This is a genomic window from Calothrix rhizosoleniae SC01, assembly GCF_900185595.1.
GTDB lineage: Bacteria > Cyanobacteriota > Cyanobacteriia > Cyanobacteriales > Nostocaceae > Calothrix_A > Calothrix_A rhizosoleniae.
On the sequence record NZ_FYBH01000374.1, the window covers coordinates 1 to 26,713 of the forward strand.

A 26,713-nucleotide genomic window follows, 5' to 3' on the forward strand; every position below is an offset into this window, starting at 1 on the left:
TTGCTATTTATGTAGGTTTGATTGCCTACTGAAATCAATATATCTAATTTATTTAGTTTTGTAAAGCTTTTTTATGATTTTTTTCATAAAAGCAGAAATATGGAATTATTTTGCAGTTATATTTTTCTTTGATGGGCAAGAGTTATCGCATGGCATAAAATGCTGAAGCTACTTTAAATCAAAGGATACGACACTATCTGCACCTGCGACTCATCCCTGCTATTGAATGAGAATATTAATTTTATGCCATCTAATCTGAAATTTTATATTGACTGAGTCTACACTATCGCATTTATTACAAAAAATTAAGATGAATGGCTCTAATGAACATATGTAGTGGTTTTACGAGTGCGATCTCTCTTAATATTGCTTTACAAAAATAGTGAAATGAACAGCCAAAAATGCAAACATCGCTGATATTGTAGGTTGAATTGAAACAAAAAAACCCAACATCATCTTTCTTTTCAACCTTAGTCACTCCGCTATTTAGCGCGATCACATTACTTTCGGAAAGTGAGAAATGCGGGTTATAGATAATTTCCTAGTTAAAATTTAGAGATGAGACGGCTGTTGCCATGTCCAATGTCAAAAATTTATCTAATGCCATATACATCCAGTAAAGGGATGACTGGGGATCGGAACCAGTTTTCTGAAAACCTACTGCTGATGCTAATTGTTCTGCACTCGGATTAATGGCTAAAGTATATAAATCGCAGAGATTGGGAAAATCGGCTTGCATACGTTTCAAAGTTGCTTGAGCATCTGTTAGTAATAGATAAAAGCGATCGCTGTTCTGATAGGGAGCATCGATTTGGCAGCTACGGACAAAAATAGAAGTACAATTGAGATCGCCTGGTTTTGCCATTTGAATAGGATCCTGATCATTGGCAATGCTGAGATGTAAACTTTTACTGGGTGGGAGGAAAAAATTCTCCTCCGATGCCATTGTTGTAGGATATAGTAGGTAAAATCCAACAGGGTCTTGGTTATCTTCACGGCGTATAACCCTCATTCCAGTAGAATATTGTGCTGACCAATTACGGAGAATCCTGGCGATTCTTTGGGGTACGGCGGTAGTTTTTTTATTCATCCAGTCGTAGTTATCAGCCAAGAAACTAGCAACGGGAATAGCATCTGTACGGGGATTAAAAATGTCTGCAATTATGGATATGTGTTCCGGAGTTGGTGGGGAGCTATCTATTATATTTGCTAAGGAAGAGCGAATGCGGATACAGGTATTGTTACCATCAAAATCTTTCTCAATTAGTCCTAAAGCCACGAGCTTGTCTAACATCATTCCCGCAGCCCTTTCGCTTCCCCTATCTTGTTGGCTGTAAAAAAGTTCGTGGGCTTCTCGATGGGTACAAGGTATAAAACCTTCTGGTACATCCAGTTTAGTTAAAGGAGGCTGGAGAGATTTACCTCCCTCTTGATGTTGTTTGAGGAGTAAATAAGCCCACAATTTGACGAAATATTCTGCCCTACGCCGAGTCACACCTACCCTTGTTTTCAACAGAGAAACATATTTACCCTGTTGTTCCGGTGGGAACCATTTATCGATAGTTGCTGGATTCATGGTAGAACTCCCTGGCAAATTTTTTCTAGGCTGGAAAACACTATATAACTGGAATGTGCATCTACGTAGTAGAACTTTCTACTTGTATTATTTCCTAGTTATGGTGTGAAATCACTCCGTTGTAGAAAAACTTCACCTTGCTTCACCTCAATTCCGCAAACTACCACTAACAAAATTGAACTTCATTGTCTTTGATGAGCTGACAGCTTGCTCATTGTATATACATAATCCCCAGGTGCAAAATGCAGTTAAACACCAGGTAATGAATTGGTGCCTCTAACTTTCTACTGCATCTAGGAGTAAATTTATTATGCGTTCTACCACAATTATGAAAAAATATAATTATACATCTATCCAAAGAAATATTTTTAAAAGCAATTCAGTTAAATTAAAGCGATCGCCAATACTACCAGAATACTTATTACAAGCAGCACTGGAAAGTTTAGCTGATGGGGTTCTAATTTTGACAACAGGAGGGGAAATAATTCATGGAAATGAATTTGCGAATCGTCTTTGTCAGCAATTAATTCCCGCTTCTGAACCAGGAATTGAACTACCCCATGAAGTTTGGCGTGTTTGTCAGTCTTTAATAGACAGCCGGGAAATGTTTCCTGGAACTAAAATTTGTATCGAATCTGAGTTATTAGTTACACCTTCAGTGAAATTAAAAATTCGTGCCAGATGGTTAGAATTAAATGATGGCAATGATGATCTGCTCCTGGTTAGTTTAGAAGATAGCTATCAATGCAGTCAAAATATTGCGATCGCAGATGTACAGATGTATGGTTTAACTAACCGTGAAGCAGAAGTATGGTTGCTCAGACGGGCAAGTCTCTCCTATCAAGAAATAGCAAATAAGCTATACATTAGCATCAATACTGTTAAAAAACATCTGAAGAACATTTATGCCAAACAACAGGAAATGGCTTACTCCTAATTGGATTAAACAGATGAAACCTCATGAAAAGGGTTAGGGGTTTGGTGTTAGGGGTTGGGGAGCCCCATAATTAAAAAGATTAATAATTAAATAATTTTCGTCTTCTAGTTATCAATGGCACGTTAGTTGCAATCGATTGGCTCAAAATTTAGTTGACTTCGTCAGCACGTTCATTTTGCATCCAATGTCCCGAATCAATCTTATGAATTGTCAGGTTACGACGTTTTTCTTTCATTGGCTCCATAAGATTAGTCCGTTCTGTATCGTTGATAGCCCTAATAATAAACTGACCTAACAATATTAAGACATGATAGAATGTATTAGCAATAAACTATTTGTTGATCACAATAACATTTTTTTGGTTTATATCGTTTCACATTGAAGATGCATATTAAGAAGATGCATATTAATTTAAAAAAAAGAGGCTTGCATCCATTCACTTCGGGATTTTCCTCCCTATCCCTCATAACCCATCCTCTACCCCTTACCCCGTTGGCGCAGCTGCCCTTTCAGGGCTCGGTGTTTGGTCAATTCAGGATGTACCCAGTTAGTAATTACACCTTTGGCTTTATGGAAATATTCTCAAGTTAACCGTTGACGTAAATAGCCACTGAAACTGTCTACCATTGTTACCATCACCAAAATTACCAACAGTATTGCTGATACTTCTTTATAGTTAATAATACGTAACGCTCCAATCAATTCAAAACCTATACCACCTGCTCCCACTGCACCCATGATAGTAGAAGCGCGAAAGTTATATTCCCAACGATATAAGGTCAAATCTATCATTTGTGGCAAAACCTGGGGCAAAATGCTGTGATAAATCACCTGAATCTGATTTGCACCCGCCGCCTGTGCTGCTTCAATCGGTCCAGGATGGACGTGTTCAATGTACTCTGCAAAGAACTTACCTACCATCCCCACCGAACGTAACCCTACTGCTAGCGCTCCCGGTAACGCACCAAACCCCACCGCAGCAACTAGAATAATCCCCATAATCAGCTCTGGTATACTTCGTAACCCATTGAGTGTTAGACGCGCTATCTGAAACAGAAGCCGATGGGGTGTAGTATTACGGGCTGCTAGTAGTGATAATGGTAGGGAAAAGATAATAGCGATCACAGTTGCTGCAATACTCATAGCCAAGGTATCAAATAGTGGCTTAATCCAGTTGGTGGCAGAACTAAAATCAGGGGGTAACATCTGACCAATTAAATTTATCCCACTTGGTACACCTTTAGCTAACCTTTCCCAATCCAAAAGACCAATCAGAAAGAAAGATATTACCACAACTAGCACAACCAAAACTACTTGCAGTAAACGGCGATATCTTTTCTGCCGTTGTTTCTTTAGTACGGTTTCAAATTTGTGATCAGTATTTGTTATCATAAGCTTCTATTAACAAGGCAAAAAGTAAGGGAGAAATAATTTTTGATTTTCTATTCCCTGATTGATTATTTATTTAACTTCTCAAAATCTAGATTTAATATTTTACCTAAATCTCGGACAACGTTGTAATCTTTATCTTCAATGGCTGCAAATCCATCAGCTTTAAAAGGCTTGAGGATTTTTGCATCATTCATATCAATAAACGCCGAACGAATCTTTGCTTTTAGCTCAGGGTTTAAATCGGAACGCATTGTCCAGGGATATTGAGGAAATGGTTTGGACTCTGCCAAAACTTTAATTTTATTTCTATCAATAACTTTGCGTTCAATTAGAGAGTCAAAGATAGGTTTACTCAATCCACCCACTTGGGCATTATTATTTTGAACTGCTAAGGCAACTGCATCATGGGAACCAACAAAAGCTTCTTGATAATTTTTTTGGGGTTGCAAACCCTTTGCTGCTAACATTGATTTGGGGATTAAATGGCTAGAAGTAGAGGCTTGATCCCCAAATGCTACAGTTTTTCCTGCTGCTTGCTCAAGGGAATTTACTCCACTATTGGTATTGGCAATAATCACAGATTTATAGGTTGTTTTTCCGTATTTTTTCAAAGCTGCAAAGGGTTCAATATTACTTTTAGTCTTCGCCAAGACATAAGACAGTGGGCCAAAATAAGCTAAATCTAAGCGACCATTACTTGCTGCTTCAATCATAGAAGAATAATCTGTTGTGACGACTATTTTCACATCTTTACCTAATTTTTCTTGCAAATATTTTGCTAGCCCTTGATTATTTTTAATAATTGTTGCAGGAGTTTCATCAGGTAAAAGAGCTACTTCTAAGGTTTTGGGATCAGCTACATTGGGATCGACAGTAGATGGGTTATTGGCACTGGGAGAATTAGAACTATTACTAGCAGTATTGTTATTAACTGATTGGCAGCCAACCAATGCAAACACAAATATAGCAAAAGATGTAAGTAATTTTTGGGGAATTGCGATCGCCATAGAGCTTCTCCAGGTATATAAAACAGTGGTACAATCTTGAGGGATTGAAGATGAGGAATTGCAAACAGTTCTATTTAATAATCTGCTTGTTTCCTATTTCTTCACCATCTTCTGCCTTTCTTTAGGTTTGCCTAGGGTGTCATAGATATAATTAAGTTGGTACTCATCAATATCTGCGGCACTACCATCAAAAACTACATTACCTTGAGATATACCCACTATCCTGTCTGCATAAGCTTTGGCTAAATCTACTTGGTGTAGACTCATAATTGCAGCAATGCCATCTTCTTGGCAAATTTGACGCAGAAAGGAAATTATTTTGTGGGAACTAGCTGGATCGAGACTAGATACTGGTTCATCTGCTATAATTAACCGTGGTTGTTGCGCTAAGGCACGGGCAATACCTACACGTTGTTGTTGACCACCACTGAGATTATCTACTCTGACTAAAGCTTTACTCAACAATCCTACTCTATCTAAACATTCCAAGGCTATATATTTATCAGCTTTGGGTAATGGAAAAAAGCTTCTCAGAGTTGAGTGATAAGCTAAACGACCAGTCAATACATTTTGCAGTGCTGTTTGTCTAGCAATTAACTGGTGATGTTGGAAAATCATCCCCGTACGCTGGCGATACTGATGCAGTACCTTGGGTTCATTGAGTTTGCGTTCACCTTCTACTGTAATTAACCCTGCTGTTGGTTGGATTAGTCCATTTAAACACCGGAGTAAGGTTGATTTACCCGAACCAGAGGCTCCCAAGATGACTGTAAATTGTCCTGGGTTGAAGTTTAAAGAAACTGACTGGAGAGCTTGAACTCCGCCAGGATAAGTTACACTCAAGCGTTCCAGCTGAATCATCTAGGAAAATCCTTTCATCTTTAGCAATCCACACACTGCATTTATAGTGCTACGCGCAAGTAATAAGTAATAAGTAATAAGTTTACTATTCATAGGTTTGGTAGTTCAACAATGTCCGTGCCCTAATTGCGTAGTGCTATACTTTACTAGCGCTGGACTTTGAGAATTGAGTCAAAACTTTACTTGGATCTTAATCACCCTGATTTAAAGCTTAGGTGATTTCTGAAAATAATTTTATTAATGACAAGGGCGCAAGCCTTGCGCCCCTACGGTGAATTTGTAATCGCCTGGTAATTTTAATTCTGGAAATCTCCTTAAGTTGAGAATCAAGTTTTTTGGGGTTCAATGAAAAATTGCCAACAAGCTTGAGCGATCGCCCAATCTTCCTGGGTATGAATTACCAGTATCCGCACTGTGGAAGAATCGGTAGCAATATCTACATCCACTGGCGCAGATTCATTCTTTTGTTCATCGATCTTCCAACCCAAAAAACCAAACCCTTCACAGGCAGCAGCACGAATCAAGGCAGAGTTTTCCCCTACGCCAGCAGTAAAAATAATTGCATCTAATCCTTCGAGGCTAGGGAGCATAGAAGCAATATAAGCACGTAACCGATGTATATAGATATCTAGGGCTAATTGAGCATGTTGATTACCTTGGTCAATGGCTGTAATAATTTGACGTAAGTCGTTAGATACCCCAGAAACACCCAGTAAACCAGAACCCCGATTCAGGAGTTGATCTAATTCGTCCACGGTATAGTTGCAGTGACGTAATAGGTGTAATATGATTCCAGGATCAACAGAACCGGAACGACTACCCATCATTAACCCTTCCATGGGAGTGAACCCCATTGTTGTATCAATGCTATAACCGTTACGAATTGCCGCTAGAGAGCAGCCATTTCCCAAATGACAGATAATTAGACGTAATTGCTCTAAACTGCCACCAAGGATTTGTGCAGCGCGATGAGCACAGTATTCATGACTAATACCATGAAAGCCATAGCGACGAATACCTTGCTTTAATAATTCGTAGGGAAGTGGATAAACATAAGCAGCAGGGGGTAACCTGGAGTGAAAAGCGGTGTCAAACAGTGCTATTTGGGGAATATCCCCTAAAATATTTTCAATCGCCTCAATCCCTTCTAAATTTGCCGGATTATGGACAGGGGCAAAACTTGATAAACGAGCGATCGCTGCTTTCAGCTCAGGAGTGACAAGTGTACTTTGTCGATATTCTTCCCCTCCATGTACTACTCGATGACCAACTATATCAATTTCCTGGGGATTCTCGATTACCTGGGTGTCACCATTCCACAGGGTTTGCAACATTTCTAAAGTGTCATTTCGTCTAGATTGGGAAGGGAAACTGGTTTTAAAAGTACCAGCAGCAGTTTTGACTTTTAGCTCCGCTTTACCCTGTTGATGTGTCCAGTCAATTTCTGCTTCCCAGAGGGGTGGTGGTGGATTTTCTGGGAGAACCCCACCCGTTAAATTATACAAGCAACTTTTCTGACTGCTGGAACCAGCATTGAGTACTAAAATTTTCATTGGCATTGGAATCTGCTAAAGGACTCAAAGCTTTAATTTCCTCTGAACCAAGCATATCATCAGCGATCGCCTGCTTCACCATAGCCTCGTATATTTTCTAATTCTGGCAATTCTTCAGATGCTAAGTAATTCGGCGTAAATAAACCAAACTCTGTACAGATAAGTAAATACGGAGAATACATCTATACTAAGTAACTTCCATATGGGGTGGTATCCTGGCTGTAGGGTACCTTGAAAGAAATTGGATTAGCGATCGCCAAGTTTATCTTGAGTTTGCCTTTGCTTAATCTTTAATTAACCTTAGTTCTCATTTCATGTAATACAATCAGAATCATAACTCTAGTTCAGTTTTTGCAGCTTTAAAATTTCTTTAGGAACTTGGATTTATTAACTTACAATTCTTTGTAGGTTGGTGAGCAACTGCGGTGGACGGTAAGCCATTGTGGTGGAGGGGTTTCCCGGCATATACCAAGTGGCGTTGAAGCAACAGCGTAGCCCAACATGAGATTACATAAATTTCAGATTTGTACTTTATTTTATTCGCATTCTTATAATAGTCTCAAAACTTTATTCTCAAATCCTGATTCTATCTCAACTACAATTAGAACCTTTTTCGGCATTGCTGATGAAGGGTATGAATTTAGTCTCAGCTATGGAAAGCAAACATCAGAATTTTAGTCACTAAATTTGGAAATCTCAGATTTAAATTCGGCAAAGCTACTTTTTTTCAGAAATTGTTAGTCAGAGTTACAGACAATGCAAGTTCTCAAAAGAACCATTAAACCAGAAGTTTATATTTCCTTCCTCCATATCTATCCAACGACTTGGGGAACTGCTGGTGATATTTGTTTAGTGCGTGAATCTCTTGCTAAAAAGAGTGCGTCAAAGTTTGTCGGTCACAAAGTCCAATTAGCGTTACCAAAAGGGATGGAACGCAATTATTTGGTGGGTGTTCCCATAATTAAAGTTGCGGGGAATATCGGTGATGGACATCCGAAAGAGCATCCGGAGGAATGGGAAGTTTATGAAGGTATTGATATAGAAATCGCTATAGCAGCTTTAAAACCTTGGAATTTTAAGTTGGTTGAGCCTACCGATTAATACCAATTCTCCAAAATCAAACTACACATGGACAGCAGGGAGCAGGGAGCAGGGGGAGAATTATCTGTAGCCAGGATTTAGAGAAATGGTATAAGGAGATTTCCAGAACTAAAATTACCAGGCGATTACAAATTCACCTTAGGGGCGCAAGCCTGGCGCCCTTGTCATTGGTAAAATTATTTTCAGAAATAACCTAAACTAACTTAGCAAAACTTAATTCAAGCACATCATGAATAATTGACTACCAAAGGATTTACCATAGGTATATGTAGTGCTGTAACCATGAAAATGAGGGATTCTCAGGCTGATACTGCCAAACTTCGCAGCCAACTTATCCAGGAATACCATCAACTACCACCATTAGAAGAGAAAATTATTCAATTATTCTCAGTAATTTATGAACCAATTGACAGAACTTCTTTCTTGAAATGTCTCAATGACATCGGCGCACGGGACAAAAATTACAAGCCTTTTATTAGCTCTACATTGAAGCCCCACATGGATGACTTGTTAGCAGCAGGTTTATTAGTTCAAGAACCTAGACAAGGAGCTCAGTGTAACCCATTATTGGTAGAGACTGCCACACGTTCGGCGGTGAAATCCGGATGTTTTGCAGCTATGGCAAAAACAGTACAGGATAAACTACCAATATCTAGTCGTTATAGAACAAGTAGCTTTCGGGATTTCCAAAGGGAAAGTCAACTGATACGGGAAGTACGTATAGGAATCTACAACCAAGATATTAACTTCATTAGAAAACAACTACAAGATTACGAAAGATACAATTCTCATCAAGACAAGATATCCTCTACAGATATCTTCGAGCAAGTATGCAACAACCCCTTCGATGCAGATTGGTGTCGCACTTTGTCACAAGGATTGTATGAGAGTATTGTATCTACCATCCTCATAAATTCAATCCTGCAATTATCTAACACAGATGAGGTATTTACCCTTTTACAAACAGAATGTTCTATACCAGGAGAACACTCCTCAGATTACCTGCAAATGATTTTGGCAGAACAGCTGCTACTACGGGGTTGTCTGCAAGAAGTACAACAGGTACTAGAACGTATATCCCAGAATTTTCAAGATAATGCTGCTGTGTTCTGGGGGTGGTTGCACTTTCTACGGGGAGAGAATGACAAAGCCATCGAGCATTACACTACAGCACTCAAATACCTCAGAAAAGCTAAGGGGAAACAAAAGGTATATTTCAACACTATAGGCGGCTTATTTTTTATCCTTGCTTTATTAAAGGATGGTTCGCCCAATCGCCTCCGGGAAGCAGAAGATTACGCTAGTTTGATTTCTCGTCAATCAGACCATTGGCTGAAGTCTATCTATGGACAGTTAAAAATATTACTCCAAGTCCAACAGGGAGATATTGCCCAGAAAGAATTTATTACTAGTGCCCAGATTCCTCTCTTGGCGCAGCATCATAGTTTAGCAACCCTATTTAGTGCCCTCTGTCTCTACTGGGTGGATGTAAACAAGGCGAAAAAACGCTTACCCAAGATACTAGAACCATTTTATCATCAAGCAATGACATCCGGTTATCACTGGTTGGCAATGGAAACCGCAGAACTCCTGTGCCGACTCAAACCCCGTGGCGGTTATGATACCCAAGCAGAAATATTACGGTCAGAGATTAGTGTTAATAGTATAGTAGACTTGATTCAATCCCAGGAAACTTGGGAGTTGTGCTTAAACGCCCTGGTAAATATCCAAAAGCAACCGCAAGCCGCCTCACAAAACAAATCTGAACAGCGTTTAGCTTGGTTTATTACTTTCTATCCCAGCAAATGTATCTTACAACCGCGAGAGCAAAAACTTAATGCTAAGGGTGCTTGGAGTAAAGGTCGTCCTATTGCCTTAAAGCGTTTGCATAGTAGCCTGGGTGAATTTGATTATCTCACACCCCAGGATATTCGGGTATGTGGATGTATTGAAACTTTTACTTCCTATAATTACGGTTATTACGGAAAAGCTGAGTACACTATCAACGAAAAGGGTATTTCTGCCTTAATTGGACATCCTTTTGTCTTCTGGGAAGATGCTCCAACTATACCCGTGGAAATTGTCAAAGGAGAACCAGAATTAATTGTCAAAAAGGATAAAAAGGGTCGCTTAACTTTGAAATTTGACCCGAAAATAGAAGCGAATCAAGATATTATTGCCGTTAAAGAAACTCCCACCAGAATCAAGGTAATTGAGATTAATAAGGAGCATCGCCGAATTGCAGACATTATTGGGAAGAATAACCGACTAGAAGTACCAGCTACTGCCCAAGAGCAGGTATTAGCAGCCATTAATACGGTATCTGAAATTGTCACCGTCCATTCCGATATTGGTGGTGGCTTGGAAAATGCTGAATCAGTACCAGCACAGAGTATACCCCATATTCATCTCTTACCTGCCGGTGCGGGATTAAAGGTGGCTTTGCTATGCTGTCCCTTTGCGAATGGTGGTTCCTATTATCGTCCGGGTACGGGGGGTGCAACGGTAATTGCAGAAATTGATGGGAAACGCTTGCAAACGACACGCAATCTCCAACAAGAGAAGCAACTTGCGAATGAAGTGGTTGCAGCTTGTCCGACTTTAAATCTGATTGAGTCACAGGATGGGGAATGGCTAGTTGAAGAACCAGAAGATTGTTTGGAATTTCTGTTAGAACTACAAGAATTAGGAGATCAGGTAGTAGTAGAATGGCCGGAAGGGGAAAAAATGCGAGTCAGTCACAGAGCTGACTGGAATAATTTTCATATGCAAATTAAGCGTCAACGGGACTGGTTTGCTGTTGATGGCAAGTTGAAACTAGATGATAGTCTGGTGCTGGATATGCAGCAATTACTGGAATTATTGGGGCAAAGTCCCAGTCGTTTTGTTCCCCTAAAGGATGGTCAATTTTTGGCATTAACTGAGGAATTTCGCCAGCGTTTAGATGAATTGCGGGCATTTACGGGAAGGAATGGGAAGGGAATGGGTTTTCATCCCCTAGCAGTGTTAGCTGTGGAAGATTTAGTTAACGATGTGGGGAAATTACAAGCAGATAAGCATTGGAAAGCACATATCCAGCGTTTGCAAGAAATGCAGAACTTGCAACCAGAACTTCCTTCTACCCTGCAAGCGGAACTACGGGATTACCAAATAGAGGGTTTTAATTGGTTATCCCGTCTGGCATACTGGGGCGTAGGAGCCTGTTTAGCAGACCAAATGGGGCTGGGAAAAACTCTGCAAGCATTGGCTGTAATCTTGCAACGAGCACCCCAGGGATCAACATTAATTATTGCTCCAACTTCAGTATGCATGAATTGGGTAAGTGAGGTAGAGAAGTTTGCACCAACCATAAATCCAATACAATTTGGTAGTGGAAATCGACAAAAATTGTTGGATGAGTTGCAACCCTTTGATATGTTGGTATGCAGCTATGGTTTGTTGCAACAAGAAGAAGTGGCTGAGATGTTGTCTCAGGTGAAATGGCAAACCATTGTCTTGGATGAAGCACAGGCGATTAAAAATATTACTACCAAGCGTTCCCAAGCCGCAATGAACCTCCAAGGAGAGTTTAAGTTAATTACCACGGGAACTCCCGTTGAAAATCACCTGGGAGAATTATGGAACTTATTCCGGTTTATTAATCCAGGATTATTGGGTTCCTTGGAAAGTTTCAATCAACGCTTTGCTGTACCAATTGAGAAATTACAAGATAAACAAGCTCGTCAGCGATTGAAGAAACTGATTCAACCCTTCCTGCTACGGCGCACTAAAACTCAGGTGTTGTCTGAATTACCCTCCCGTACTGAAATTCTCTTACATGTGGAATTAAGTCGAGAAGAAATGGCAATGTATGAAGCATTACGCCAACACGCAATTACCAAACTAGCTGATAGTGAAGCAACTGCGGGACAGAAACACTTGCAGGTGTTAGCAGAAATCATGAAACTGCGCCGTGCTTGTTGTAATTCTAAGTTGGTCATGCCCGAAGCTCCACTTCCCAGTGCCAAGTTACAATTATTTGGTGAGGTGCTGGATGAATTGCTGGACAATCGCCACAAGGCTTTGGTATTTAGTCAGTTCGTTGACCATTTGCATATTATACGTAATTTATTGGATGAGCAAAGTATTAAATATCAATATTTAGATGGCAGTACGCCGGCGGGAGAACGGAAAAAGCGGGTGGATGCCTTTCAAGCTGGAGAAGGGGATGTATTTTTAATTAGTTTAAAGGCAGGGGGTACTGGTCTAAATTTAACTGCTGCTGATTATGTGATTCATATGGATCCTTGGTGGAATCCGGCGGTGGAAGATCAAGCTTCAGACCGCGCCCATCGTATTGGACAGCAACGCCCGGTGACTATTTATCGGTTGGTAGCAAAGGGCACTATTGAAGATAAGATTGTGGATTTGCATGGTCACAAGCGAGATTTGGCAGATAGTTTGTTGGAAGGTGCTGATGTTAGTGGCAAGATATCCACTCAGGAGTTGTTACAGCTGATTCAGGAAAGATAGGATTCTTCTTCAGGAGTCAGGAAGAAGCAGGGGATCAGGGAGCAGGGAGCAGGGGAGAAACCCCATACATGAATGTAGAGAGCAGCGCGGTCTTGGGGAGCCAGCGTTGTAGACGGTAAGCCATTGCGGTGGACGGGTTTCCCGGCATAAAGCAAGTGGCGCAACTCGTAGGGGTTTCCCGTCGCAGACGACTGGCGTTGGTCTCCCCCATGAGCGACTGCGGAGGGCTTGAAATAGCGATGCAGCACTGCATCAAGAAAGGAATTATTGAACCTTGTGCTTATGCATCGCAGCACAATTATTTCTAATTTTTCCACAAATAAATTTGGGGGCTTGTATCCTTTTCTTTTTCGGTCAAAAAATGGTAAATCCCATTGAAATTGTGGTGGTGGAATAAAGATTGGTACGAGGTAGAAATTAATCAGGGAGCTTGTGGTTTATACTAGTTTTACAGTGGTTTGATGTTTGACGGGTGGAAGTGAGGGCAAAAACCTAGGGGGTCCCGTCAAAATGGCGGAAACTTTTACTGGGTAACAGTTATAGCTTTTTAAGATGGGAGGTAATTAGTAATTTATATCAATAAGGGTGGCTGAAATGGGGCTTTTTTTGAGACCTGTCAAAACCTGTCTTCCCTCCTGGATACTCCCACGACATTAGTACTCCGATTAGCGGTGGGTTATTGACAATTTTAATCTGGTATATCGGGATAACCCGCGGTGGTAGTTTCCGCAACAACAATTGACCTCGCAGCCTTAATTGAGGTAAATAAGCCAGTTATACGTACTTACTATGAGTTTGCAGAAGCCGGGGAACCTGGTTTGGGAGACTGGTAGAAAAGTTTTTTGGTCAGCGTTGGTGTGGGGGTATAGGGTGAGTCAAGAAATATTCTAGATAAATCCCTATGTGCTTTCTCCAGGCGTAATTACAACCTTGCCAAAAAAGCTTTTGGATTGAAAAAACTTCTGAGCCTCTTTGATTTGACTCAAGGGAAAAACTTTCGCGACTGGAGGCTTCAATAAACCTTTTTCAATATATCCCACCAATTGCTGAAACACTTCTGGCTCAAAACGGGTCGCTCCAATCATCTCTGTATCTTTGTAGATTAAATCTCGTAAATCTAAAGAAACTATTGGACCGCCGATCGCTCCACAACTTACATACCTTCCTCCGACACAAAGGCTTTTGAAAGCAAGATTAAAATATTCTCCTACCACAACATCTAAGCTGACAGTAATTTCATGGTTCGCCAAATTGGCAGCTAATTGCTCATCTCGGGTATAAACGTAGTCCGCTCCCAATTCCTTAGCCAAATTCTCTTTGTTGGCTCCCACAACTGCAATCACTTTTGCTCCACGAATTTTGCATAACTGGATTGCTGCACTGCCTACACCACCAGAAGCTCCTATAATTAACACTACATCATTTGCCGCAACTCTTCCCTTGGTCAACATATTTTCTGCCGTACCATAGGAACAAGGTAAAGTTGCTAACTCTACATCCGACAAAGGCGAATTAATTGGGTAAACAATACTCGCAGGAATAGCGGCATATTCACTAAAACCACCATCTAATTCACTACCAACAAATCGATATTTGTCCAGGCTTTCTGCCTTAACCCATGGACTAACAATCACTCTTTGGTTGAGAAGTTTAGGCTCAACATCCGCACCTACTTCCACAACTTGACCAACAATATCTGCACCTTGGACTCTGGGAAATTCTATGGGAAATTCTACACCTTTGTGAAGTGAGTTTGTAGATTTTTCCTCTTCATTTTGCCTCGCGTCTTGGAGAAGTTCTTGAAACCCTGACTTTGCAGTGTACCATGCTGTACGGGTATTGATATCTGTATTATTAACAGAACAAGCTCCTACTTTAATTAATACTTCTCCCTTCTGGGGTGTGGGTTGGGGAATTTGGGTATAGACTAATTTTTCTGGTCCCCCACGTCCAGTAAGAAGAACAGCATTGATTAACTGTGTCATTATTTTTGATTCCTTTAACTAAGTATGGCTACTTTTAGACTATATGTAACTTTCTCCAGAGCCATACATCTCAACATGGCGTAATTACAACCTTGCCAAAAAAGCTTTTGGATTGAAAAAACTTCTGAGCCTCTTTGATTTGACTCAAGGGAAAAATTTTCGCGACTGGAGGCTTCAATAAGCCCTGTTCAATATATCCCATCAATTGCTGAAACACTTCTGGTGCAAGGCGGGTGGCTCCAATCATCTCTGTGTCTTTGTAGATTAAATCTCGTAAATCTAAGGAGACCATTGGACCGGCGATCGCTCCACAACTCACATACCTTCCTCCGACACAAAGGCTTTTGAAAGCAAGATTAAAATATTCTCCCCCCGCAACATCTAAGCTCACAGTAAATTCATGGTTCGCCAAATTAGCAGCTAATTGCTCATCTCGGCGATAAACGTAGTCAGCCCCCAATTCCTGAGCCAAATCCTCTTTGTTGGCTCCAACAATCGCAATCACTTTTGCTCCCCGAATTTTGCATAACTGGATTGCTGCACTACCTACACCACCAGAAGCTCCCATGATTAACACTACATCTTCTGCGGAAATTCTGCCCTTGGTCAACATATTTTCTGCTGTCGCATAAGAACATGGTAAAGTTGATAACTCTACATCCGACAAGGGCGAATTAATTGGGTAAATATTAGTAGTAGGCACTACAGCGTATTCAGCATAGCCTCCATCAAACTCACTACCAATATATTCATATGCTGCTAATGTATCCGCACGAATCCAAGGGTCAACAATTACCCGTTGATTAAGTATTTCTGGGTTGACATCTTCACCGATGGCGATAACTTTTCCCACTATATCGGAACCTTGAATCAGAGGAAATTTAATCCCACTTTGGTTCCAAGTAGCTGTTTTCTCATCATTATTTTTAGTATCTTGCAGGATTTCTTGAAACCCAGACTCTGCTGCATACCAACCAGTTCGGATGTTCAAATCTGCATTGTTTATAGAACAAGCTCCCACCTGAATTAATACTTCCCCTTTCTGGGGTCTGGGTTGTGGAACCTGGGTATAAATTAGTTTTTCTGGTCCCCCATGTCCTGTAAGAACAACGGCGTTCATTAATTGTGTCATAATGATTACCTGTAATGATTAATTATATAGAACTAGCAAGTCTGATATGCCCAGATTTTTGCATAGACATCGGGTTCACTTTTAGCTAAACATGGAAATGCTTCTGTGATTTCCACCAGTTTCCATTGACCAGACTCCTCTAATGCAGACATTTTATCATTGAAATCACTGTCTTCATAGAAGTCAAGACGTAAAGTAAAAATTATGTATCCACCCGGTTTCGTAATCCGGAGTAGTTCATCAAAAGAGTTGCTGGGAGCATGGTTATAAGTAAATGTCCCAACGCTAACAATAGCATCAAAGTAGTCAGTGGCAAAGTCTAGAGGCTCTCCTAACGCCATCTCGTAAAGAGCCTTGTAAATATTCTGTTTACGGGCTATCTCTAGCATTCCTGGGGATAAATCCATTCCCTCTAGGTCATCATAACCACGCTGTTGCAGAAGCTGTCCTACTAAGCCTGTACCTGCGCCAGCATCCAAAATTTTGGCAGATTTAGGCAAGTACTTTACTAGTACCTCTACCGTGGGCTGAGGAGCAAAATAGCCAAATTCATCTTCTAAATCTTGGTCATAATTCTTTGCCCACAGATCATAATTTTGGCTTAATTCCTGATTATTCTGCGAACTATATACTAATTGTACTTTATCGTCTGTGTTCATTGTTTTTTGAGAGAACCCTTCTAACTTTTTTAGTCCCGGTTTTAACTAAGATTCTGGTGAATCAGAGTCATAAAGCCTTATGTTAGGAGTACAGGAGCATTTCCATGCTCAGAACTTCTAATTGACGACAAAGACAAAGTTTGTTATCAAACTGCAAAAATCCGGTAATGTACCCCTGATTCTGCAATCTAAGGAGCATCCATCACCAAGTGCATCAACTTGATTTTGCCTTCTGCTTGCAAGCAAAATAGCATTCCAACTTTGATTATGACCACTTGTGATTAGATTAGCTTTCATTCCTAATTAATAGGCACGGAACGTTAATATATTACTACAGACTTGGTAACATATACTTAAAGGAATGACTAAATAGTCTGAAAACCCTTATTATACAAAGCTTTAACTATTTTGTGTGAACAAAAAAATAGGTCTCTTATTTGCAATAAGACCTATCTATTGAAAAAATTAGGGGTTATCTTTATCCCATCTTTGATGTTCTCCCGTACTTCCTTGGGAATTGTTTATTTATTTTTGAGTATCCAAGCTATTTCAATTCTTGAGCTCTACCCGCTCCTTTATGAGTTACCCAGATAGATTCAAAGTTTTTCAACATAACTTCCTGTGAACTTATTTTTCCAGTCTTTCCAAAAGGTTCAATGATAGTATCAATATTAGGATAGATAAAAAAAGGTATTGATATCCGGCTAGCAGACAATTCATGAATAACTTCATGGGGTGTACTGACAAATAAACCGTTAGTCCACATTTGTAACATATCCCCTAAATTGATGATAAAGGTATTTTCCAAACAGGGAACATCAATCCAGCTATCTTTGGTATGAACCCTCAGGGAAGGGTGGGGAAGTTGTTCTTGAATTAAAACGGTAAAAATTCCATTATCTGTATGTTTACCAGCTTTACCACCATTTTCTGGGTAGTAAATCGTGCGATGGATTAAAATTAGGTCATTAAAATATTGATCAAACCAGGTTGCTTCTAAGCCTAAAGCTAAGGCAATTGCCCTTAATAACTTAGGAACAACTTTTGTGATTATTTCTTGCTGTAAATTGTAATGAGATGTAGCAAAACCTGGAGCGACTGTGTCATCTGGCAGAATATTGGGGCCAGTAAAGGGTTTATCTGATAATGGTTTATCTAACCCTAAATCGAAAACTTCTTTGGGATCAAATCCAATTTCTTCGTGCAAATATTCCCCATGCAAAGGCACATAACCTCTGGATGTTGGAGGATAAACTTTTTGCATATCATGCCCGTAATTGCCCTTAATAGATTCTGGCAGATGAAAGAAATTCTTCGATGCATCAATGGTTTGCTCAATCGCCGATGTAGAAACTCCGTGATCTTTTAAATAGAAAAAACCACATTCATAGCAGGCATTATATAATTTCTTGATTTCTTGATTATCCAAATCCTCTTTAGCTAACTCGGATAAAGATATAATTGGTAGATGCTCCATCTGATTTTTTCCTCTCTCTACACTCACCATAGCTGAATTATTCTAATAGTATAGAATTTCCAGCTATTTATTGACTCTCTAGCAGTGAAATCATTTTAGTAATCGTCGGAATTTTCGCCTTACTGCCAAAATCATATTTTTTGATTTTACTGACAATACTGCTATCTGGCTGAAATGAATCTTCGTTGTCAAACACCCAACTAGTTCCACAACTCCATCGGATTACATCTACTAATAAATCTCGACTTAATCCCATATTTTTACCTAACATATAGGATTCCTGTAAAATTAGGTAATTTGTATATTCCATAAAATCAGTCAGAGCTTGAGCGATTTCTTCTAAATTTCCCTCTAACTTCTGCTGGGGTCGCTCATAGGTTAATTGATAGGGTTTAGGTTTAATCCTCCCAAAACCATCTGTCACCAATTCATCAGAATGGACATAGCTACGATTCAGCCCATAGGGAGAAGGTGCTACAAACCCAGGTACTCTTAACTCAAAATTATTCTCTTCTTCAATTAATTTGGTCACCATAACGTGGTTATCAAGGGGTTTATATTTCTCTCCTGCTTGCCGATATCTGGCTTCAATGATTCTCCCCAAGGGCAAAGGCACATTTAATTCATCAGCTAATTTTACTGTTAAATCAGTATCCTTAACAGTAATTTCTAAAGAACAAGAATAGTCATAACTACCGTCAAATATAAATGGAGTAACTTGTTCTGAGACAAAACTATTGCCTGTTGATGCTTTGATAAAATTCCACATCCAATCTAGGGGAATTCTATTAGTTTTAGCAATAACTAGGACTTCCCCTAACACCACCATAGCTGTGTAAAACAGTAAATTAGTTAGCAACTTAACTGTTTGTGCTTCGCCAATTTTTTTACTGACAAAGAAGGAGATTTTGCCCATATCATTTAGGGCTTGCTCACTCATGTCAAAACCTTCTTTGTCTCCACTCACATAAAAACTAATATTGGCAAAATCTACCCCCATATGAGATAAATTACTAACTGGAGATTCTAGGCTATAAACCCCTTTTTTCTTGGCTTCACTGGCAATATTCTGGGTATTATGATAATCCGTGGTGGAAAAATCAATCCAAGTAGATCCGGGTTTCATTCCAGCTAAAGCTCCATTTTCCCCTAATATATTTTCCGTCACATGATGGGGTAAAGGAAGATTTGTCACAACAATATCCGCATTTTTCGCAACTTCTTTCGGGCTATCATACCAAACTGCCCCTGCTGCAATTACAGTTTTAGCCGCTTCTGGGTATTTATCATAAACCTGTACTGTGTAACCCAATCTTAGAAGTTTAAAAATCATGGGCTTTCCCATTGAGCCTGTACCAATGTAAGCGATTGTTGGGAGATTCTTCATGAGTTTAGGGCTGATATTTATTCATAAAATTAAGTTACTAATAAAATTATACTCAATAAACCAAAGCCCAAACCGAAAAATTGTTTTAAGCTTCTTCAATAACTTTGAAAAAATAACAGCTATAAAATTCTTGCTAAGAGGATATTTTAACAGGGTTGTTTGACTTTATGATTAACACAGTGAAACATCTCAGTACAGTGCTAAAGCCTTGATTTATCGTTACCGTTAAGCCCAATTAGAAGGGTAAAATGATCCCTTCTTGGACTATTGAAACAACCTCTAAGAGAGAATAAGGGACTAATATGGTAGCAAAAAGTTTCTGATAATAGGGCATTCCTTGGGAGTATCTTTACAAATTGTCCCTTTGGCAATGAATGTTTTTGCTGTTTCTGGATACTTATCATGAACTTGGGCTTCATACCCATGCTATAGCAGTTTGTAGATATTTTATTTGCCCATAGCATCTGTACTGATGTAGGCAATTTTGTGTTGAGTCATAATTTACTATTACTTCCTTATTCAAATTGGTAATATTAATTATAAGTTATTCAGGCAATTTTTTTAATATCAGTAACGTCCTATATGAAGGAAAAAATCACGGTTGGTTATTTTTATTTTTTTCAGGTTCCTCAAGCTTTTCTCAGAAAAAAAATCTAGATTTTCTTCTGCATAACCATATTTTAGAAGTTCAGTCAGTTGACTCGGATTTACTATCCAATCTTTATATTTTCCGATTTCTATTTCTTCTAAAATACCAACACCAGTCCAAAAAGTTGTTACAGAATTTTTCGTTGAACCAATAGCTATTGCATTTCTATAGGGAACTGTATTTAAGTAAATTTTTTCTTTCTGTTTTCCTGAAACGAATTCGTGTAATTTACTCATATTGCAGTACGCTTCATGGGCGATCGCTGCCCATTTAATATTAGCTTTTTTTTCTGCTTCTTGTAAATAAGTAAGATTTTGAACACCATTAAATTTTATATTCTTTTCTGAAGACCGCAATAATGCTTCTTTACTTTTTTTGTCTAAATTTTCATAGTTTTTTACTTCCTTCTCAAAACTTTCTTGAAATTTTTCTTCAAATTCACTATCACTATACAAATCGGATGATTTTTGTACATTCAACTTGAGGTTTTTCGGAAAAAATACTGAAAATTCCTTAAGAAGTTTTTGAAAGGAATTTTGGTAAATATTGATTTCGTCTAGAGAAATATTATTTATTTTTGTTAATATTTTGCTATCGAGCATAAAAGTAAAGTCTACCCCTGGTGGATATACTAACAAGATTGGAGAAATATATTGACAATAATAAGAAATAGCAAAAAAATCCGCCCAATCTACCTCAGGGAATGGGAAAAGGCTATATAATTTATAGCCTCCAAACCAAAAAGTGAATTTAATAGGTTGCCCATTGTTAATATTATGTAAAATGGCTTGGAAAATTTCTTGTTTGTGATTTTCATTCACTTTCCACTTGCGAAATTTACCTGAAACAACTTTTTGTAAAATAAATTATGCCAAGCTATTTTTTGCCAGATGTGATTTATCCTGAATGTTTAGTTCATAGACACTACAATACTTTAATTTATTAGTTATATATGTTTGACAACTCATGTTTATTTTCTATTTAATCATAAAAAAAAGATTAATCCTTCTTGTACAATTAATTCAATTACTAATTTAGGTAAATTTAATAGTTTATTAATTATTCAATTCATCATTGAATTTATTTAAATGTTTGGAAAATTATCTTATTAATTTAGCAAGCTAGATACCGAATAACCATAATTATTCATTCAAATTAAGTTACTAATAAGATGATACTGAATAAACCAAGGCTTAAACCGAAAAATTGTTTTAAGCTTAAGGATTCTTGTAACAGAAACAAGGCTAAAATTATCACTAATAATGGATAAAGGGCTGAAATAGTGGAAACTAGAGCAACTTTCCCTTTAGCGATCGCCTGGAGATAAAAAAGTACTCCTAAAATATTTAAAGCACCACTAGCAAAAGCAAGACTAATACCCTTGAGCTCTATCTCTAATTGATAATTGAGACTAGCTAAGATGAATAAGCCAATAGTTAGTCCCCCTAAGACTTCGTAGATTAAAACACTTTTAGGTTCCAGATACTGCATTGCTATTTTAGGTAAAAAAGCCCAACCAGCCCAACAAATAACCGCTCCTAAAGTGGGAATTAACCATTCTTTCATTGTTTATTGCAATTAATCATCAAGGGGGAACTAAGTAGGTAGGCGTAAAAAATTATTGTTTGGATAAGGCAGGGGGCAGGGAGCAGGGGGCAGGGGGAAAAGGGTTTTAGCCTTATTTACTTCTCTTCACATAGTTTGGTTTTATTGTGCCTACTTACTTAATATTTAGCTAACACACCTTAACACTTTTTGTTATTTATACACAGCGATCGCTTCACCTAAAATATCCATATCTGGCTCTACACCAAGTCCAGGGGCTTCGGGAGCATAGGTCTTACCTCCTTGATTGCGTGCCCCACCCTTAGCGGTATCAATAGTCAGCATATCATGGCATAACCAAGTTGCTCGCAAATGGGTTTGTGGGGTTGTTTGGGCAAGATGTACAGCTCCCGTATCTGCAATCACACTACCTCCAGTTTCTTCAATATTCATGCGGATACCTGTTTCCACACAAAAATCTCGGATGCGTTTAGCTTTGGTTAATCCGCCTACCCTACCAACCTTCAGCCCAATAGCCTCACAAGCATGGTCACTTTGAGCGCGGACAATATCGCCGTAGCGTTGAATACATTCATCTAGAATAATGGGATGAGAAGTAACTTTACGTACTTGTAGACACTCCTCATAGGTTTCACAGGGTTGTTCAAAATAAGTAACATAATCGGTGACTGCGTTCATCACTCTCATGGCTTCATCCACCAACCAGGCTCGATTCACATCGAAGGTTGCACTTTCACTTGCTGGTAAATAAGAACTCACTGCTTTGATTCTCTCAATATCCAGGCCAACATTAGCTCCAATTTTACAGGTATGGATGGTGTAGCCCTTTTCTTGACCCCTTTTGATCGACTCAATCATTTCTTCTGGAGTACCGGTGGGGACGGAATTTTGGATGATTACTGGTTCATCTAAACGACCACCAAATAGCTCACAAAGCGGTAGCCCGGTTGCTTTACCCAAAATATCCCAACAAGCCATGTCTAAAGCTGATTTAATGTATGGATGACCAGGTAAAGCAATATCCATAGTCCGATAGATAAAATCTGTCCGTCTGGGATCGAGTCCCAGTAGTTGTGGTGCTAACTCCTCGATCCCAGCCCTGACACCCCGTGCAAAGGCTGGTAAATAAGTCGAACCCCAAGGACACCCTTCTCCCCAGCCTCGGATTCCTTCATCTGTATCGATCGCAACTATTGTGGAATCCAGTTTGTCAAAATATAACCGACCACCTGATAGTCGGTAGGGATGCTCTAGGGGTAAAGTTTTTTGATAGACAGTAATTCGGGAGATTTTCATATTTTTGACTTGTTAAAAGCTACAGAACTTTCTTCACTTTCTTCTTCTAACCAAATAGAAAAAAAATTATCCAGCCAATCTTCCACCAATGGAGCATAATTCAAATGGTTTTGCATTTGCTCTGCCCACAATTGACCTCCTGGTGACATCAATAGCTTTTCTGTTTCTGGGTCTGTTATATCTATCCATCCGCTCAATGTCTCTAGAGCCATCTCCGGATGAAATTGTACACCATAAACATTTTTACCATAAGAAAATGCCTGGTTTTCAAACAGATCGCCAGATGCCAATTTTATCGCACCTGAGGGAATTTCAAAACCCTCGGAATTCCAATGATAGAAAGATAAATCAGAGTCAAAATACTTACTTCCAACTGAAGTAGGTGTAACTGGATGATATCCTATTTCCCTGATATCAAGAGAATGTTTTACCACTTTTGCCCCTAATACTCGCGCCAATAATTGAGCACCAAGACAAATACCAAAGAAGGGCTTACCCGAAATCAGAACTGTGGAAATCCAATCCAGTTCCTGACGAATAAATGGTAAATTTTCGCTGTCATTAGCACTCATTCGACCACCAAAACTGATCGCGGCTACGTGTTCATCCATGGTTGGGGGAAGTGGATCTCCCTCACCTGTGACTCGAATATCAAGCTCATAACCCCGTTGACGTAAAAGCTTGGCGACTGGACCGGGATTAGTAGTAGGTTGGTGGAAGATAAATAGAATTTTTTTCACTGACTTTCTGCTATTAATTGCCTCAAAAATATTGTTCAGAAATCAGATTAGGATGGCTCTAGAACACAGTTTTTGGCGACCCTCTCATAAAAACCAATTAGATCTTCAATTGGGTAAAACTTCATCACTTTTTGTACTGCTGGACGTTCCGCAACTTTGGCTGCTATGCGGGTAATATTGGGGAATTGCTCAAAAAAATCATCATAGAATACTGACAATAAGTTAGGAATTTCACATTGGCGAGGAATATGCCACCGTGTCATCATAAACATATAAATATCGCAAGCACTAAAGCGATCGCCAATTAGCCAAGCTCGATCTTGCAGAGCATCATCAATGACTTTCCAATATTTTTGTAAATCTTGCGCACCACAATCTCTAATTCCCGCTTTATCACCAGGATTGGTCGAGAATAGCTTGCTATTGTAGCAACGACCATAAGTCTGGTAAATATGAATGGGTATGTAGAATATCCATTGGTTATAGAGATAGCGATCTGGATCGGAAACTGCTGGAGCCAAACCAGAAGATGGATAGTGGTCTGCCAGATACATAACTATCCCTGCCGATTCGTACATCGGGCTTCCGTCTTCTAAAAACAATACTGGTAGGAAGCCATTGGGATTGATGTTGAGGAAACTTTTGGACTTATGTTCTTTTCCCTTGAAATCTACCCATCTTAATTCATAATCTACTCCTATTTCTTCCAGAACTATATGTGGAGCAAATGATGAAGTAAGAGAGTTCCAATATAGTGTATAAGTTGCCATCAATATTTACAGAATTCCAATTCTTTGAGCCATTCTACCCGTCCTTTGCTAATCTCTCATACAATCCAATTAAATCTTCAATTGGGTAAAGCTTCATGATTTTTTGCACTACTGGGCGTTCGGCAACTTTGGCTGCTAGGCGGCTAATGTTTGGGAATTGCTCAAAGAAATCATCATAAAATAATGACGGTAAGTTGGGGATTTCATATTGACGAGGAGCATGCCAGTGCTTGAGCATCAACATATAAATATCGCAAGCACTAAAGCGATCACCTATTAGCCAAGTTCGATCTTGCAGAGCATCATCAATGATTTGCCAATATTTTTGTATATCTTGCACGGCACAATCCCTAATTCTCAGTTTATCAGCCGGATTGGTGGAGTATAGCTCGCTGTTGTACCACCGATCGTAAGTCTGATAAATATTAATAGGTATATAGAAGAGCCACTGGTTATAAAGATGGCGATCTGGATCAGAGACTGCTGGAGCCAAACCTGATGATGGATAGCGATCTGCTAGATACATAACCATACCAGCCGATTCGTACATGAGACTTCCGTCTTTTAGCAGCAACACTGGTATGAGACCATTAGGATTTATTTTGAGGAAGCTTTCGGATTTTTGTTCTTTTCCCTTAAAATCCACCCATCTTAATTCATAATCCACGCCAATTTCTTCAAGAATTGCATGAGGCGCAAATGATGAAGTCATGGAGTTCCAATAAAGTGTATAGTCTGCCATCAATATTTACTTGTGGTTTAAACTTTTTTCAACACAGAATTCCAATTCTTTGAGCCGTTATAACCATATATATCTAAATAGTATGTATCCACCAAATATTCATCTTCATGGTTCATTAACCAATTTCTTAACTTAGCCATTTTCTGTCTACCATTTTCCATTTCCTCTTGATTTTCCCATCCTCCTCCCCAAGAATCCCAGACCCATTTGTTGGTATCTTCTATAATTAAATAATCTCCACTTTTTAACCCATTGTTGTGAAAATATTCAAGTAACCCTGTAACATCAACCATGGCGGTGTCCTGTATAATCAGCCAAGGGTGAGGCAGTTGAGAAAGCTTTTCTGCAGGTAGGACTTCTCCCAGGTTGTTACCATCTCCTTTGACAAAATTTACCCGCGAATCGCTTTTAGCTTTTTCATCAAGCATGGAAAGATCAATATCAACAGAATATACAGTTCCTTCTATTTTGAATATTTCCAAGCAGTCAGTTAACCAAATTGCACTACCACCTGTAAATGCTCCGATTTCGATAATTGTTTTTGGTTGTAGTTCAGATAAAAGCATGGGATAAATCCCAATTTCAGTAACTCCCTTGTTTAGAGCTATCCCATTCCAACTTTGTAAATAGGAATTAGCCAAAAGAGGTTGCCAAACTGAATCGGGGAGAGCGGATTTATCTTCTCGTTCAGAAATCTTAGCGAAGCGATCAGATTTTGAGAGTTCCTTCTCGTGTTTTGCTTGTTGTGCAATTATTTGATAATCATTCATGAAAACTTGCCTTAAATGCTCCTGTTTGAGGTGTTGCAAAATTGAGGGATGATTTTAATGTATTCGGAAAAATTTACCCGATTTATTAGTAGTTTCAGCTTATGCAGATTTGATTATCATCCCACAACTATGCAACCTCAAAATTCTAATTAGCGATAAAAATCAAGTTTTTGACATACCTCCTCGTCCTAAAGGAGTGAGGATTCCTTGACACTTCGCTGGAATGTGCTGCCAAAGCAGTCCTACCTTCCCTCCATGTCCGTTTAGAGTCTCTCAATGCCCTATGGCGACTTCCTTTTATTCTACCAGAATCTTTAGAAAAGTCGTCCTTGAAGGACGAGGCTTGTATCCCATTATTTTCGGTCAACAAACTTCAAAAGCCCAGTAATGTGCCCCTTCTTCTGCAATATAAGGACCATCAATTACCGAGTGAATTAGCTTAACTCTGCCTTCTTCTTGCAAGCGATCACAAACAATGGAAAAATCACTGTTGTCGTAGTAGCTTTTTCTAGTACTGACTAGGAGTAAACCTCCTGGATTTGTAATTCTGATTAACTCTTCCAAAGCGTTCGGGGGGACATGTCCTGAGGTAAAAACACCA

The 26,713-nt window shown here is 39.2% G+C and carries 22 protein-coding genes; 3 read left to right on the forward strand and 19 right to left on the reverse strand.

Features of this window, described 5'->3' with window-relative positions:
• Positions 1–541 precede the first annotated feature (541 nt).
• Positions 542–1,576 (reverse strand): hypothetical protein, encoded by a 1,035-nt coding sequence (locus CALSC_RS22720; RefSeq protein ID WP_088243519.1) that lies wholly within the window; start codon positions 1,574–1,576, stop codon positions 542–544.
• Between the two features lie 310 nt (positions 1,577–1,886).
• On the opposite strand from CALSC_RS22720, the gene CALSC_RS22725 reads away from it, so the two are divergent.
• On the forward strand, positions 1,887–2,513 hold the full coding sequence (locus CALSC_RS22725) for a helix-turn-helix transcriptional regulator (protein ID WP_088243520.1): 627 nt from the start codon (positions 1,887–1,889) through the stop codon (positions 2,511–2,513).
• Between the two features lie 582 nt (positions 2,514–3,095).
• Here CALSC_RS22725 and phnE read toward each other — a convergent pair.
• The 5 genes from phnE to CALSC_RS27945 form a co-directional block, all read right to left on the reverse strand.
• Complete coding sequence (phnE, locus tag CALSC_RS22730; protein ID WP_088243521.1) at positions 3,096–3,905, reverse strand: phosphonate ABC transporter, permease protein PhnE; 810 nt, start codon at positions 3,903–3,905, stop codon at positions 3,096–3,098.
• Positions 3,906–3,970: 65 nt separating this feature from the next.
• Positions 3,971–4,912: a phosphate/phosphite/phosphonate ABC transporter substrate-binding protein gene (gene phnD / locus CALSC_RS22735; RefSeq protein ID WP_088243522.1), complete on the reverse strand. Its 942-nt coding sequence runs from the start codon at positions 4,910–4,912 to the stop codon at positions 3,971–3,973.
• A 93-nt stretch (positions 4,913–5,005) separates the two neighbouring features.
• Positions 5,006–5,773, reverse strand: a complete 768-nt coding sequence (phnC, locus tag CALSC_RS22740; RefSeq protein WP_088243523.1) for a phosphonate ABC transporter ATP-binding protein — start codon at positions 5,771–5,773, stop codon at positions 5,006–5,008.
• A 326-nt stretch (positions 5,774–6,099) separates the two neighbouring features.
• Positions 6,100–7,326, reverse strand: a complete 1,227-nt coding sequence (locus tag CALSC_RS22745; RefSeq protein ID WP_088243536.1) for an acetate kinase — start codon at positions 7,324–7,326, stop codon at positions 6,100–6,102.
• A gap of 59 nt (positions 7,327–7,385) precedes the next feature.
• A complete protein-coding gene (locus CALSC_RS27945; protein WP_268807237.1) occupies positions 7,386–7,508 on the reverse strand; it encodes a hypothetical protein in 123 nt (40 codons plus the stop codon).
• Positions 7,509–8,082: 574 nt separating this feature from the next.
• On the opposite strand from CALSC_RS27945, the gene CALSC_RS22750 reads away from it, so the two are divergent.
• Positions 8,083–8,427 (forward strand): hypothetical protein, encoded by a 345-nt coding sequence (locus tag CALSC_RS22750; RefSeq protein WP_088243524.1) that lies wholly within the window; start codon positions 8,083–8,085, stop codon positions 8,425–8,427.
• A 288-nt stretch (positions 8,428–8,715) separates the two neighbouring features.
• Positions 8,716–12,939, forward strand: a complete 4,224-nt coding sequence (locus CALSC_RS22755) for a DEAD/DEAH box helicase (protein ID WP_088243537.1) — start codon at positions 8,716–8,718, stop codon at positions 12,937–12,939.
• An 899-nt stretch (positions 12,940–13,838) separates the two neighbouring features.
• Here CALSC_RS22755 and CALSC_RS22760 read toward each other — a convergent pair.
• The 13 genes from CALSC_RS22760 to CALSC_RS22820 form a co-directional block, all read right to left on the reverse strand.
• Entirely contained in the window at positions 13,839–14,924 is a 1,086-nt protein-coding gene (locus tag CALSC_RS22760) for an alcohol dehydrogenase family protein (RefSeq protein WP_088243525.1), read from the reverse strand.
• 70 nt (positions 14,925–14,994) lie between these two features.
• The gene (locus CALSC_RS22765; protein WP_088243526.1) at positions 14,995–16,056 is read right to left on the reverse strand and encodes an alcohol dehydrogenase family protein; all 1,062 of its coding nucleotides are present in this window, start codon (positions 16,054–16,056) and stop codon (positions 14,995–14,997) included.
• Between the two features lie 32 nt (positions 16,057–16,088).
• Complete coding sequence (locus CALSC_RS22770; RefSeq protein ID WP_088243527.1) at positions 16,089–16,715, reverse strand: class I SAM-dependent DNA methyltransferase; 627 nt, start codon at positions 16,713–16,715, stop codon at positions 16,089–16,091.
• A 544-nt stretch (positions 16,716–17,259) separates the two neighbouring features.
• Complete coding sequence (locus CALSC_RS22775) at positions 17,260–18,222, reverse strand: isopenicillin N synthase family dioxygenase (protein WP_200817721.1); 963 nt, start codon at positions 18,220–18,222, stop codon at positions 17,260–17,262.
• A 37-nt stretch (positions 18,223–18,259) separates the two neighbouring features.
• Positions 18,260–19,579 carry an NAD(P)-dependent oxidoreductase gene (locus tag CALSC_RS22780; protein WP_088243528.1) on the reverse strand — a complete coding sequence of 440 codons (1,320 nt, stop codon included), beginning with the start codon at positions 19,577–19,579 and terminating at the stop codon, positions 18,260–18,262.
• A 567-nt stretch (positions 19,580–20,146) separates the two neighbouring features.
• Positions 20,147–21,049 (reverse strand): hypothetical protein, encoded by a 903-nt coding sequence (locus CALSC_RS22785; protein WP_088243529.1) that lies wholly within the window; start codon positions 21,047–21,049, stop codon positions 20,147–20,149.
• 334 nt (positions 21,050–21,383) lie between these two features.
• Positions 21,384–21,794 (reverse strand): EamA family transporter, encoded by a 411-nt coding sequence (locus CALSC_RS22790; protein ID WP_088243530.1) that lies wholly within the window; start codon positions 21,792–21,794, stop codon positions 21,384–21,386.
• A 192-nt stretch (positions 21,795–21,986) separates the two neighbouring features.
• Positions 21,987–23,090, reverse strand: coding sequence for a mandelate racemase/muconate lactonizing enzyme family protein (locus tag CALSC_RS22795; protein WP_088243531.1), 1,104 nt, complete (start codon positions 23,088–23,090; stop codon positions 21,987–21,989).
• Positions 23,087–23,830: a glutamine amidotransferase-related protein gene (locus CALSC_RS22800; RefSeq protein WP_088243532.1), complete on the reverse strand. Its 744-nt coding sequence runs from the start codon at positions 23,828–23,830 to the stop codon at positions 23,087–23,089. Before CALSC_RS22800 ends, CALSC_RS22795 begins: the two co-directional genes overlap by 4 nt.
• A gap of 47 nt (positions 23,831–23,877) precedes the next feature.
• Positions 23,878–24,600, reverse strand: coding sequence for a glutathione S-transferase family protein (locus CALSC_RS22805; protein WP_088243533.1), 723 nt, complete (start codon positions 24,598–24,600; stop codon positions 23,878–23,880).
• Between the two features lie 34 nt (positions 24,601–24,634).
• Complete coding sequence (locus CALSC_RS22810) at positions 24,635–25,342, reverse strand: glutathione S-transferase family protein (RefSeq protein WP_088243534.1); 708 nt, start codon at positions 25,340–25,342, stop codon at positions 24,635–24,637.
• 17 nt (positions 25,343–25,359) lie between these two features.
• Complete coding sequence (locus CALSC_RS22815; RefSeq protein ID WP_088243535.1) at positions 25,360–26,112, reverse strand: O-methyltransferase; 753 nt, start codon at positions 26,110–26,112, stop codon at positions 25,360–25,362.
• Positions 26,113–26,475: 363 nt separating this feature from the next.
• Positions 26,476–26,713: hypothetical protein (locus tag CALSC_RS22820; protein ID WP_200817722.1), on the reverse strand; the 238-nt coding region annotated here is incomplete at its 5' end.